This window comes from Paenibacillus xylanilyticus (assembly GCF_009664365.1).
GTDB classification, from domain to species: Bacteria; Bacillota; Bacilli; order Paenibacillales; family Paenibacillaceae; genus Paenibacillus; species Paenibacillus xylanilyticus_A.
On the sequence record NZ_CP044310.1, the window covers coordinates 3,609,765 to 3,623,603 of the forward strand.

7 protein-coding genes are annotated in these 13,839 nt (G+C 46.4%); 1 reads left to right on the top strand and 6 read right to left on the bottom strand.

Going from position 1 to position 13,839, the window contains the following annotated elements; translation table 11 throughout:
• Positions 1-29 precede the first annotated feature (29 nt).
• The 5 genes from F4V51_RS16040 to F4V51_RS16060 form a co-directional block, all read right to left on the bottom strand.
• Positions 30-2,315, bottom strand: coding sequence for a preprotein translocase subunit SecA (locus F4V51_RS16040; protein ID WP_153978789.1), 2,286 nt, complete (start codon positions 2,313-2,315; stop codon positions 30-32).
• Between the two features lie 168 nt (positions 2,316-2,483).
• Positions 2,484-3,668, bottom strand: coding sequence for an FUSC family protein (locus F4V51_RS16045; RefSeq protein ID WP_153978790.1), 1,185 nt, complete (start codon positions 3,666-3,668; stop codon positions 2,484-2,486).
• Complete coding sequence (locus F4V51_RS16050) at positions 3,632-4,480, bottom strand: hypothetical protein (protein WP_153978791.1); 849 nt, start codon at positions 4,478-4,480, stop codon at positions 3,632-3,634. The genes F4V51_RS16045 and F4V51_RS16050 overlap by 37 nt, the downstream gene beginning before the upstream one ends.
• A 410-nt stretch (positions 4,481-4,890) precedes the next feature.
• Positions 4,891-5,652, bottom strand: a complete 762-nt coding sequence (locus F4V51_RS16055; protein WP_153978792.1) for a kanamycin nucleotidyltransferase C-terminal domain-containing protein — start codon at positions 5,650-5,652, stop codon at positions 4,891-4,893.
• Between the two features lie 248 nt (positions 5,653-5,900).
• Positions 5,901-12,284 (bottom strand): rhamnogalacturonan lyase family protein, encoded by a 6,384-nt coding sequence (locus F4V51_RS16060; protein ID WP_153978793.1) that lies wholly within the window; start codon positions 12,282-12,284, stop codon positions 5,901-5,903.
• A 308-nt stretch (positions 12,285-12,592) separates the two neighbouring features.
• Here F4V51_RS16060 and F4V51_RS16065 point away from each other — a divergent pair, with 308 nt between their 5' ends.
• Positions 12,593-13,465, top strand: a complete 873-nt coding sequence (locus tag F4V51_RS16065; RefSeq protein ID WP_153978794.1) for an AraC family transcriptional regulator — start codon at positions 12,593-12,595, stop codon at positions 13,463-13,465.
• Here F4V51_RS16065 and F4V51_RS29465 read toward each other — a convergent pair.
• Entirely contained in the window at positions 13,430-13,807 is a 378-nt protein-coding gene (locus F4V51_RS29465) for a DUF3888 domain-containing protein (RefSeq protein WP_416226539.1), read from the bottom strand. The two genes, F4V51_RS16065 and F4V51_RS29465, sit on opposite strands and share 36 nt — an antisense overlap.
• Between the last annotated feature and the right edge of the window lie 32 nt (positions 13,808-13,839).

The window sequence follows — 13,839 nt, forward strand, 5'->3', positions numbered from 1 at the left end:
TCGTTGAAATGAAATACTACGTTTAATCACTATTTTGACTTCTTATACACCGGCCATAGTGCCCATCTCAAAATTTGGCTGCCCCAAAAAGCAAAGACGGTCGTTCCAGTCCATAAGCTGCGTCTGTTTTCGCTGTACTGATCGTTGATAATATAAGTCCTTGTCGATGCAGGGCTTTTCAGACCGAGCTTTTCCCACTCCGATGGATCATTTGAATCTCCAAGTCTTAGAAGCATCTTCTGAGATGCCTGATCGATTTTAACCGAAATTTGCTCGTAGGCCTGGGTGATTTGCATATGAAATTGGTCGATTGGATTGCGGCTGGCTATGCTCTCCAAGTGGATGCTTTCGCGAAGGTAAGAAACATATGCCAGATGTTCCGCCCAGAACTCATCGATATAAAAAAGACGTATCCTCTGTTCCGAGGGGCTCATCGGTATATCGCCTTTTAAAATCTTAAGTCGTTCGGCGTATAGGATTCGCCTCTGATCTTCCACCATATCCGAATAACTGTTCAGTTCCAGATGAATATCAAAGTTCTGACCCATAATAACGCGCTGAATATGCTCGATTTTACTGAGAAGAACCGTATCATCGAGTGCCTCATCCTGCCTAGGTACGTGAACCAATTTATGGATGCCGAACTGAACCATTAACTCATCTTCCAAACTTACGAAAAATACGGAGGATCCCGGGTCGCCCTGGCGGCCGCAACGCCCGCGTAGTTGATCGTCAATCCGCACGCTTTCATTCACATATGTACTGATTACGTATAAGCCTCCCAGTTTGGCGACCAATCCTGCCTGCTCAGGATTTCCGCCTCCGAGCCGAATGTCTACGCCTCGTCCTGCCATATTTGTAGAAACAGTTACGGCACCAATTTCTCCTGCTTTAGCGATAATTCCGGCTTCTTTTGCGTCGTTTTTTGCATTTAAAACATGGCAATGTACATTTACCTTCGCCAGCGCTTCCGCTAAGTCATCGGACTCCTCAACACTGGATGTACCAATGAGAATCGGACGTCCCGTCACATGGACAGACGAGATTTCTTGTACAAGCGCTTTTCGTTTGGCTTCTATATGAGTGTAAATTCGGTGCGGGTGGTCAATCCGTATATTGGGTTGGTACGGCGGAATTCGCATGACCTGCAGCGCATAGATATGTTCAAATTCCATTGCAGAAGCATGCGCTGTAGCCGTCATTCCGCAAATGCCCGGATACAGGCTAATGAAGTGTTGAATGGTAATCGTGCCGAGAATTTTCCCGCCTACCGTCCACTGCAGCCCTTCTTTGGCTACAAGCGCGGCTTGCAGTCCGTCCGGTAAAAACCTGTTTTCAGCCACTCGGCCAGTATATTCGTCAATCAACTCGATTCCACCGTCTCGGACGATGTAATCGACGTCTCTTTTTAGTAACGTTTCCACATGCAGCGCACAATTTAATGACGTTAACAAATGTGTATTATAGCTGTCATACAGATTGCCGCATCTGAGCAGTGACTCTGCCTTCGCTGAGCCTGCTTCATTCAAGTAAACGTTCCGTTGGAATTCATCGAATTCGTAATGCTCTCCTTGTTTAAGCTGCTGAGCCACTTTTGCGAAACGTATGTCATCATTATTGGAAGAGCCCGACTCTCCACTAATAACTAGCGGCACCCGTGCTTCATCAAGAAGCAGCGAATCCGCTTCGTCGACGATGACGAAGTGGAACGGACGATGAACCTGATCAACTTCGTTGAGCGCGATCGTGTCTCGTAAGTAATCAAATCCTGCTTCTTTTGCTGTCACATAGGTGATATCGCTAGCGTAGGCATTCTTTTTCTCGTACAGATTCATGCCCGCTTGAACTGAGTTTACACTTAACCCAAGAAAGCGATAGATCGGTCCCATCCACTCGGCATCTCGGTTGGCCAAATAATCGTTGAACGTCAGCACATGCACGCCTTGGCCTGTCAGCGCATTTAGATAAGCAGGCATAACAGCGGAGAGTGTTTTTCCTTCACCCGTGTGCTGCTCGATTAGAAATCTCTCATGCAGAGCGATGGCTGCCATGATCTGTACATCGTACGGATTTAATCCGAGCTTTCTCTTCGCCACCTCGCAGACTAAAGCGTAGGCATCGACAAGCAGCTCATCCAAAGCTCTGCCTCCTAACGCTTCCTCTTTCAGTCGATGTGATTCCTCTTGAAGTTGTTCATCGTCCCAGGCCTCCAAATTCCTTTTTCTGATGAGTTTCACTTGGTCACGATAGCCTTTCAACTGCCGCCGGCTATCGCGATCTTTGAGTTCACTCATCAACTTGGTGACTACATTCACAGGTTGATCCCTCCTCAGTGGAAGTGCACTTCCTTTGCTCACTGAAGTGCACTTGGATTGGACAACATGAGTTCTAAAAACTACTCACTATCAAAGGAATTATTGTGCTCTTTTCACAAATGAGAATGTGATTGTTGGGTTACTTTCCAATTCGTTCTAATAAGTATTCTAGCCGTGCAATTCCATCCCCTTCTTAAAGGCTTCATTACGTAAAGAATGGTTTAATCGAGCAAGATCTTCGTGGATTAAAGGGTATTCAGGCAGACTTGGCACGTCTGGCACGTCAATACAGAGGTTCTCATTATCTTTGAAGGAGTGTCTAAGCCTCTCGAAATAGACCTTGTACTCATGCACCCGCTCTTCCGCTACTTCTCTTGAAGGATGGCGGGACGCTGCGAGTAACATGTAACCCAGGTGCAAGCAATCCCCCACTGCTGGCCAGAGACTTGTAACCTTTACATCCCTGCGAAGGGATTCCGCTAATGCACTGTCATATACTATACGGAGCTGAAGCAAAGCTTGTTGGAGCCCCTGTTGTTTGGAGGCTTGAATTGGCGTATGTTCACTCTTTAACATGGAAATCAACACTTCCCCTTCTTTTTCAACAGCATCAGAAAAAACGGTAAGCAACCGTTTAGAAGAAAGCTTCCTCCATAACAACGCCGTCCCGACAATGGCCACGATGCTTCCAATAATGATATCGACGAGCCTGGCGGATATGAAATACCCGCTAGTCAGAGCTGGATTGATTGTCGTTCCAATCAGAAGGGTACTGGGAGTAATGAACATAACTGCGAGCGAATAATTTCGGGCGTAGATTAATTCCACGATAAACTGCAATCCGGCAAGTGTTAACGAAACAAACAAGCCAGCAGGTTTTAGCCATAGCAAGGCTGCCCCTATCCAAATCCCAATGATCGTGCCCACCGAACGTTGTATGCCGCGATGCAGATTACTGACATATGTCCCGCCTCCCATAACTGCAGCCGAGGATAACGGAACCCAATACGAACGGTTCAAATGGAAACCATACGCAATAGCTGCTGAAATAAAAATTATGGTTCCGTAACGGAGAGCGTCAAAAGGGATATGAGAATCCCTGCTGAACATATTTTTAAATAGATCAGTACCACTTACATTTTTCTTCTCTTCGGCACCAGACGACGCTGGAGCAGGACTCAAATCAACAGTCCCAGAATGTATCTCATCTGCGAACTTTACGTCTGCATAGAGATTTCTAAGAAAAGTACTGCTTTCTTCGTCCGATATTTGAACGTTTACATGTTTTTCCTTGTCTTTATCACGAAGCTGATTGCTCATGGTGAGCAGTGATTCGGCGAGCTGATCTTCCATCTCATGCTTTTTCTCTTGCGAGACATCGAGTATAGAAAGAAATATTGCTCAGCTTGTACGTTTAATCGTATCAATTTTGCCAAAACATCATTGTTCCGATTCCGTTCTCCGAGCAACTTGGCATGGGATAATGTTCGCTCTGCCTGCTTGATGAGAAACGCCGTTTGATGCTGCCGTTCTGCATATGTATCCATTCCGATCGATGACAGAAGACTCGCCAAGCTCTGGTATACCGCCGAAACGGCCTTGTTCTCGTTACGGTGCGGATTTACAAGCACTCCTGTCATAGCAACGATCCAGGCAAAAATGGCACCCAGCAATACGCATAGCACTTTGGATCCGAGCACAGCCGGTTCATGCGGCATGGAAGTGCCAATCGCATAAGCAAGGACGATAAACAAGGCTCCAGGGCCGGCTATTTCAAAAAGCTTAAACAGCATGGTGCTCAGAAACCCAACAACTCCAAACATAAGCACCATAAGTACATCGTTATAAGAGCTTAACGCACCGAGTGCAAATGAAGCAGTTAATCCAAGCGCAATCCAGAATAATCTTACAGCACGCTGGGAATACGGTTCATTCGATACATAGAGAAAAGTAAAACCTCCGACGGAAGCTAGTATGCCAAGAGCCGGATCTCCGATCAAAAAACCGATTAAAGATGGAATTCCCACACTGATCGCCGAGCCAATTCCCTTGAACCAATTGAGCGGAAGCGGTTTGATACGGAAGGCTTCTCTATACGTTGCTTTCTTCGGAAACGGATGTTTAGGACGTCGTCTGTTGTCATGAGTAAATTGAGTATGATCCATCTTACCAACCTCTATTTCATCCTAGTTTTGTGTATAAGCTCTTGCATTGTTCTCGATACAGGATAACAACTGCTGAACATCGCAAACTCTTCCTTCGTAATATCTTCCAATATTTTGGCCTAAGTAGCGTGTTCCTTAACCGTAATGGTGCAGGGTCTTTTTTGAGAAAAGCCTTCATGTTCTTACGCCAGCTTCCAATACGGTCCACTTTCGAATCAGCAGTCACGTTGTAGTTAGCATAGTAAAAAAGGACGTCCTGTTTAGAACGTCCTTCTTTGTAGTCTAACCATAAATGTATGTAGATTTACATATTCGTGACCGAGCATGAAGAGATTTCAACTTGAAAACAAGAATTTGGGTTGTTCGTTTCCCCATCATTGAAGAAGGAATCAGAGATGCATAACAGACTGTCAGAGTTCCAATTTTTCGCTTCGGTACTCAATCCCTAACTCCTGAATTAGACGGTTCAGCCCAGACCAGAGATTTTCACAGAGCTGATAAAGCTCTTCCTTTTCAGATAAATCTCCACTGATTACTTTTCTCGCGAGCTCAACATATCCTTCTGGCTTAATTGGTCTAGCTAAAGATTCTTCGAGAGTTACCGCTCTACTGGTATAGTATTGCATGTTCAACAGACCAATTAATTTTGCATTTTGCCATGTGAAATCAAAAACAGCACGGGGTAGATAAGATAGATTATTCGTAACTCGCATATTTCGTATTTTGCCCATCGTTTCGTACGGCTCCCAAATGATAAATTCTGCGATCACTTCTCTAAATGCTTCTTCAGGTACGGAAAGTGCAGCTTCTTTCGCCCGTTCAAATATCCCTTTCGGATCATACAAAGAGGTGATGTGTAATAAGCTTCCCGCTTTAATTGCCCACCCATCGTCTACTGAACACGCTTGATCCAACCATTCCGATGTCTGCTTTGTAGAAATCTCCAATTTGAATGGATGATAGATTAATTCATGGCTAGGTATATTCGCTCCATCTCGACAAATAACATGTAATTCTATATCTGAATAAGGGCCGTCTTTTCCTTGAGCAAGCGAACCATAGATGCCAATAGCTTCAATGTCCTCATCATATTTATCCATCAACTTGTCCTTTATCTCATACACAAAATCCAATTTTTCTTTTCGACTTGTACCGGCTGGAAAAGGCAGCATATGAACCCTCCTGTTCGATGTTATCATGGTCTCATATATTTTAACATTCACGGAACTAAGCTGCCCGTTGGATTAGATGGTTCATTGTTAATTATCCTCGGCTTAGTAAAAGATCACGTATTTTTTACGATTTCTGAAAATTAAAGAAGTGCTACTCCTCAGATGGATGAGGAATAGCACTTTTAATATACCTAATCTACTTCAGTTCTAAATCACTTGTGGTGAAGGGATACCTTAAACATTTCAGCCTACTTTCGTACAGTTACATTTAACTTGGAAGATCTGGTTTCCCCTGAAGAATTACGAAGTACAGCTTCATACTCATAGATACCAGGTGTTCTTCCAGTAAGTGCCGTAACCGCAGATTGTGCATTAGGCGTATTCGATTGCAGTGACTGTGTGTCGATCAACTTACCATTTTCGTAAAGTTCGTATTCGGTTGCGTTCGTTCCCCACCACAGATTCATGGTGACATTAAAATTACCGTCTCCATCCCAGTTGTCGTTTGATAGAACGGCTTGCCCCGGAGAAGCATCGGTAACAGTGACTGTCAGCGGAACACTCATCGTTGTGCCCAGTGAATTGATCAACTCTCCGGTATAAATGTAGGTGCCATTTTTCTTTCCGGTAATATCAACTTGAACAGACTGAGCGGATGGTGATTGATCGACCAGTGCAATTTCCTTGATCAATTCTCCATTCTCATACAGTTTGAACTGATTGCCGTTATTGCCCCACCACAAATTCATCGTGACTGTGTAGTCCCCGTCTTTGAGACCCGTGTCGTAACCGTTATTGTCTGATAGCACGGGCGTTCCAGGAGCCCCGTTCGCTAGTGGAGTTGCTTGGTTGAGCCATTCCTCCCACTTAAGCAGCACATTGGCCTGCTCATCCGTAAATACAGTTCCTCTAGCTGCTTGAACATCATTACCGTAAGATGCAAGAAGTTGACGTGCTTTTGCTCCTTCATGATTGATAGCTGCCTGGTTGGCCTGCTGTAATGTGTTCGCAAGCTGCTCAGCAAGAGCACTTGCATTAGGATCGATCGATTCATTCGCAAAGGAGTTAGTCAGATGAATCAGGCTATCGAATGTAGCAATAACTGCAAAGCTATATTCTACCGTCTGTTCCCACCCAGCCAAATCCGAGATGGTTGCCGTCACCTTGTTCAGGCCGGGTTCCAGTGTATAAGCCGGAGTGTCCAGGAGCACACCCGTCGGTTCTGCCACGCCGGATATTGAATCAGCGGCTGTATAGCCAATTTCCACGTGCTGATCAATGGTGAATTCGGTTTGACCTTGAATTTCAATGGTTGGTGGTACGAGATCAATAGACAGGGTCAGAGACTGTTCATTCTCTTGATTACCATCCACATCGACGCTCCAGTAGGTGATGGTGTGTGTACCTTCTTCACTTAGAGTCAACTGTGTGCCACTCACCGTTTCGCCACCATTGATTTGATAATAGGTCCCTTCGATCTCGGAATCTTCATCATTCGCTGTAAAGGTTACTTGTACTGGTGAAGTATACCACCCGTCATGCTCCTCTCCATCCACAGATACCGTGGTATGCGGGGCTTTCTGTTCCGGTGATTCACCATCCAGTGTGACAAAGGCTGAAAGAGGAATATTCAATTCTTTCACAAGACGTGCCACAAGTTCAGATACCTTGATTGCACCATTCATCTGCAAATGTGTATTGTCTTCCGTTGTTCCTACCCACATGAAAATCGATTTGGTTCCTTCCGTGCCAAGCTCCTGGAAATATTCCCAGCTTGCCTGGTTCAAATCGATGATGAGCGTTTCCGTCTCGTTTGCCGTTTCTTTCATCGCCTTAACATATTCCGGAAAGCTTTTGTTCAGGGTCTCTCCAGTAAAATCACGACGGTTCACTGGTGTGACCAGAACCGGAATCGCGCCTCTTTGCCGAGCTCCATCAATGTATTCTTTCAAGTATACCTTGAATTGCTCAGGCGTAAGATAACGCTCCGGGCGGGACGGTGTGGAATCGTTATGAGACCACTGCATAAACAGATAATCACCTTCATGAATGTCGAGCAGTAAATCGTTGAGATATCCACCGACCAGGAAGGTTTTACTGCTGAGACCACCGACTGCCCGGTTATCAATGCTGACTTCATCTTGATCAAAATATCCGCCCAGTGTTTCGCCCCAGCCTGCTTGCGGACGATAGTTCTCCGCGTAATTGGCAACGGTGGAATCGCTCGCCAAATAAATGACAGGCTTATCCCCCGCCCCGTTTTCAGGCAGACGTTCAATCTTCAGTGCATTAATCTTCGGTGTATTTCCAGAGAAATCAAAGTTAAATACGCCGTCAATCAGAGCAATGTCCGTTGTGATTTCTTTAAAATCGCCCTTGGCAATGGTTGTGAGCGGCAACTTCGTCATCTGCTCCACAATGACACTTGCGCTGGTCGTTTCCTCCGCATCCCCAACGGTCATCGTTACCCGGTAATTGGCTGGTTCCATTTCCACCAGGAAGGAAGTTCCGTTTACCCGCGTAAAATCCTCCTTCAGCGCATCTCCGGTTTCCCGGTTTATATCTTCGGTCAGCGCAGTATCGGCAAAGCCATACCCATTGCCTTCGATGTACGCTCTCTTGGCATCTACCTTGATGTATCCATCAGCAGCGCTGCCGGAACCAAAATCAAACTTGTACTCAGTTACCTCTTCTGCTGCCTCTTTGGTCAATGAATTCTTGGCGACGGTTAACATGTTAAACGCGTGGTCAACTTGAGCCTGAGTGGCTTCGGAATTGAATATGGCCTCCGCAGCTGCCAAAGCCCGATTCACCACAGCTTTCGATGCGTCTGTATATTCCGACAGATCCAATTCTTTGATCTCATCATACAGAGCAATCAAGGCCGTTTGATCGCCACCTTCGGAAGGGAGCTGTGTGCCTTCAATTCGCACGTTATCGATCTGAGTGGTCCAGTTCAACGTGCCTCCACCGCCTTTTCTCGTACCCAAGAACCGAAGGGCTCTGACGTTGTCCGCGTAGGCACCGGAACTCATTTGGATACCTTCAATTGTCTGCGTAACTGTCGGATCCGCTAGGTTCGTTATCGTCAGATCCAGCGTTTTCTTGGCAAAATGAACGGTTGCATCGACATTGACCCACTGGTTCTTGGAGATTTCTGTAGCCGTTCCCCCTTCAGGTATCGCTGTATCGCCTGTGCCGTAGTCCGGATTATAAGCACCGACATAATAATGAATTTTGGAACTTCCGGTTTTCGTATACAGTGTGAAAAGCGCATTTTCGTTAGAATCCATGATGGTAAGATGCCCCTCTGACGGATAGGCACTTACGTTGCCCGATTGCCAATCAAACTTCACGTTTACCTGATCGCCGTTTACGGCATCGAACATACGGAACACTTTAGCCCGATGTCCTGATCCAGATCCCGTGACGGATAGTACTTTATTTCCGCTTTGTTCAACAACTGTTCCCGCCATCGTTCCTGCAATACCCGTAGCATTAACCATCGCATACTGGTAGCCTGCAGCGTCGCCTTCAAAATCCTCTTCATAGAGCTGAACTTCCGGCTCCGGTTCCGGCTCGGACATATCAGGGTCGATAACTAGAGAAGAAATACTCAACTCCATGTCCTTGACCGCACTAGCAACCAGTCCGGCAATTTTCTGCGCGCCATAACGACTGAAGTGGGTATTATCGTTGATTCCATTCGGGTATTTCGGATATTCACCCGGATTAGCGTAAAGGAACACTTTCTCCGTTGCAGCATTACCGATTTTGTCGTAGTACGCAATGCTCAGCTTACTGAGATCAATCAGCGGCACATCCAGCTCCTCCGCTACCTCTTTGGCAGCCTGCACATACGCCGGGAAGCTGACATTGAATTCCTGAGTTACGGTATTGAAATCTCTGCGACCAACCGGAGTAAGCAATACCGGTGTTGCACCTCGCTGTTTGGCACCGTTTACATATCGAGCCAGGTATATCTTATAATCTTCAGGTGATGCATAACGGTCCGGTATACCTGCACTGGCATCATTATGACCGAAGGAAATGAAGAAGAAGTCTCCCGGCTTGATTCGCTGCAGGATCGTATCCAGACGACCGTCTACCATAAACGATTTGCTGCTTCGGCCGCCAATCGCATCATTCACGATCACTGCCCCATTTGAGAAATAACGACCGAATTGCTGACCCCACCCTTCTTGTGGTGCCTGCATCTCACTGTATGATTGCATGGTTGAATCACCGGCCATATAGATCGTCGTGGCGGTACCGGCCGATTTATCCGGATATTTCTCTATGATAATGTCTTGGATATCTATGGCTGTTCCCGTAAAGAGGAAATCAAGCTGACCATCCACCAGGGCAATGTCATAGGAATACTCCAGCGGTTCGCCCGCTTTTACATTGGTCATTGCTAGCTTCTGGACATATTCGGATTTGACGCCAACTTTGGAGTCACGCGCGTCATTACCCAGCCGCAAGGTCACCTTATAGTTGGCATCCGGCAGGTCAACAGCAAATGTCGTTCCGGTCTCGACGGAAACCTGGTCTGCCCCTACCGTAACACCACTTGTTTCTATGAAGCCGTATCCCGGATCTGATGCGTAAAGCGTATCCTGTACTGCCGTATTCCCCGAAGCTGTCTCGGAACCGAAGTCAAAACGATAGACAGGATCCAGCATTTCTGCTTCTCGCGTCAGTGACAGATCGGCTTTAGGGAATGCTGTAGCTTCCGCTCCAAGATAGAAGCCGGTATGAGGCGGCTGGTTATAGGCAACATTTTGCCAGGCCACGCCAAGTCGATACACAGGATCCTGCATCAGCGTAGGGATTCGATAATCTGATGGAATGGTCGTCGTGTAGAGACGATATTCCGAGCTATCTTCGCTTCGCAGTAGAATTTCCTCACGCCAGTCACCCAAAATATCGGCCTGTAGCGCTGGATTTCCTTTGGTATGGTTGTTCGTTAACGTACCAGTTGCCCGGAAGATTTCATTCAGCTTTTTATTTTCGTAATCCCATTTGTAAATAAGTGGAATTCCTTTGGCGGTACTGTTATCCCACTGATGGTCAAACAGCTCTCGCTGAAGATCTCCGTCCCACCAGATGGCGAAGTTGGCAGTTTTGGGTCCTTCGTCCACCGTGTAGATCGCCTCTCCTGCAGCCGAATAGGTATTGGTTACAGGTACACTTTGACCGTTGGTAACGGTCGTGGCCCATGATTCGTAGCCCGGATAGTTCGGATCAATGTCCGCTGACATCCCGCGACCGGTGTCAAAACCAGTTTTCTCACCCCAGAGAATTTCACCAGTTTCTGCATCGCGCATCTCCAATCCGTATGCCGCATCCGAATGCTCGTGCACGCTTACCACCTGGTAACCATCCCGGTTCGGGTCAAGCTGGCCAGCGTGCATTGCATCACCGTGTCCAAGTCCGGTGCTGTACATCAGGCTGCCGTCATCATCGATGGCCAAGGCGCCAAACATGATCTCGTCCTTGCCGTCATTGTCGGCATCCAGCACACTTAGATTATGGTTGCCCTGTGCTTGATATTGTGAGCCTGCTTCGTTGGTGTCGAACGTCCAACGCTTGACGAGTTCCCCGCCTACATAGTCATAAGCAACAATCACAGTGCGGGTATAATAACCCCTGCTCATCACGACACTCGGTTTCGTGCCGTCCAGATAAGCAATCGCGCCAAGGAAACGGTCTACACGGTTACCATAGCCGTCACCCCAATCACTGACGTTTCCTCTTGGGGGATCATAATTAACGGTCGATATAGCCGCGCCAGTCTCACCGTCAAAAAGTGTGAGATATTCCGGCCCTGACAGTATGTATCCGCCGTCATTGCGATAATCCTTTGTCCCGTCACCAATGATCGTGCCTTGTCCGTCTTTTGTGCCATCCGCTGTTTTCACAACGACTTCGGCTTTTCCATTGCCATCCAGATCGTATACCATGAGCTGCGTATAATGGGCTCCGGCACGGATGTTGACTCCAAGGTCAATCCTCCACAGCTTCGTGCCGTCCAGCTTGATAGCATCGATATAGACATTGCCGGTGTAACCTGCCTGAGAATTGTCCTTGGAATTGCTTGGACTCCACAGGAAGACAATTTCATATTCACCATCACCGTCCAAGTCCGCAACAGAAGCATCTCCAGCATAATAAGAGTAAGTTCCGCCGTCCTTGGTCCGACCGTCGGCCGGCTTATCAAGTGGAATAGGCAGATAATCGTTATGCCAGACCGATACAACCTCTGGCTGCATCTGCTCCTTGCCCGCAATGATGGTGGATATCTGATATTGCGAGCTGTCGAAGCCGGTTGTGTCCACATAGTTCGTCACGTCGCTGATCGGTGACGCGTTCACTTTGGTTCCATTTTTGTATATATTAAAAGCGATCTCATCAGGATCATTGTTTAAATACCTCCAGCTTAAAAAAACGCCGTTGTCTACGAGAACTGCAACCAGTCCCCGGTTAAGATATTCTCCCTGGCGGCCCGTCAGGATGTCAGATGACTCTGCGCGTGCCGGAGCCGGAGGTACAGCCAATGAAATAACCATAAGGAATGCTAGAAAAGATACAAATATCGATTTCTGGATGGAAACAGTTCTTCGGTCCATTGGATTAGCTCCTCCTTTATCCAAAAATTGTTACTTCAAATCTGGGGAAAGAAGTCTTTCTGTTGTAAGACAGCCCCAGGAATTCAGTTCAATCTGCCCTGCATGATGTTGTCGTTCGCTGCACTGTGCAGCACTACTCCTTTGTTGTAGGAAAACTTCTTTCGCTAACCAAAGGAACACAAACGATAGTCACCCCCTCCTTATGTTACCGCTTACAATTATCTTACAGGTGTAAAAAAAGGCAGACAATCTAAAAAATGTGACGTATTATATAAGAAAATTGACTTTTTTAGGCAGGGGATAAAAGTATGGTCCATACGGTCTCGTATGCTTTTCGTAACGACGATACATCAATCATGACACTGGACTCTATTGGATGGCAGATCGTCTCCAGCGAGCAATATCGCTGTCCAAGTGATGATAGACCGGACCCCGGGCACGTTGTTTTTCAATACACCCTTAATGGACAGGGCTATCTGGATATTGATAATCAAACGCTTCCCTTACCGAAGGGACATGCGCTGCTCGTTAAAATCTCTGGAGAGCATTGCTATTACTATAAACAAGAGAATAATGAACCTTGGGAATTTATCTGGATAAACATTCGCGGGGATGAAGCGAACCGAATCTGGGATATGATTCATGATAACGAAGGACATGTCATTCAACGAAACGCGGATTCTCCCTTGATTCAGGAGTTATGGCAAATCATTCATTTAATTCATCAAGAGAAAGTAACGGACAAGTATCGCTTATCCATGCAAGTCTATCAGTGGCTGCTTATCTTGGTTCAGACGAGTCGGGATGCGGAGAGGGATATCGGCGTCCTATCGGTCACCACGATTGAGAAATGCAAAAAGTTCATTCGGGAGAATTATGCTTCCCCGTTGACGCTGGATGTGCTGGCCAGCCATTGTGATATCAACAAGCATTATTTGTGCAGATTATTTCAGAAGTCAGAGAAAACTTCTCCTCTAGCCTATCTCAAAGACAGGCGGATTGAGGTTGCAATCCGACTTCTCCGCACGACTGAGCTTCCCATTTCTCAAATTGGACGACAATGCGGCTTTGAGAGTCCCAGCTATTTTGGCAAAGTTTTTCGTGAATATATGTCCATGTCCCCCAAAGAATATCGCTTGAATAAGTTAGCGTTTCCTTACGAGGCCATCTATTATGAGTAGCCAAACGTCTATATGGAATGTAATCAGATCCTGACCAACACTTAAGTGGGGACCAACGTAACGTTCAACCGTGACGCGGGCAATAATGTGTGACTCATGGTATTCTAACTTTAGGTCATTCCCACCTAGAAAAGGAGCAAACATAGGCTTCTCTTTCAATCGATCTTTATAAAAGAGAGTTAGTTGTTCTTCTATTTTTGGACTTAAAAGCGTTAGAATCAGTCTTTGTTCCTTACAATTTGTATCCGTATCAGCATAGGTTTTGGTGGGTTCTAATATAAGGGTCAGACAGAGAAGCGATACAAGTAATCTTCTTATCACGCCTCCAAACAAGGACTTCATCTCCGGATTGAGATAGCGCACGCCAACATTCC

Bases quoted from the DNA above. Each gene is read 5' to 3' on its own strand.
- F4V51_RS16045 (WP_153978790.1), bottom strand. From the start codon at position 3,668: ATGGAAGATCAGCTCGCCGAATCACTGCTCACCATGAGCAATCAGCTT.
- F4V51_RS16050 (WP_153978791.1), bottom strand. From the start codon at position 4,480: ATGGATCATACTCAATTTACTCATGACAACAGACGACGTCCTAAACAT.
- F4V51_RS16055 (WP_153978792.1), bottom strand. From the start codon at position 5,652: ATGCTGCCTTTTCCAGCCGGTACAAGTCGAAAAGAAAAATTGGATTTT.
- F4V51_RS16060 (WP_153978793.1), bottom strand. From the start codon at position 12,284: ATGGACCGAAGAACTGTTTCCATCCAGAAATCGATATTTGTATCTTTT.
- F4V51_RS16065 (WP_153978794.1), top strand. From the start codon at position 12,593: ATGGTCCATACGGTCTCGTATGCTTTTCGTAACGACGATACATCAATC.
- F4V51_RS29465 (WP_416226539.1), bottom strand. From the start codon at position 13,807: ATGAAGTCCTTGTTTGGAGGCGTGATAAGAAGATTACTTGTATCGCTT.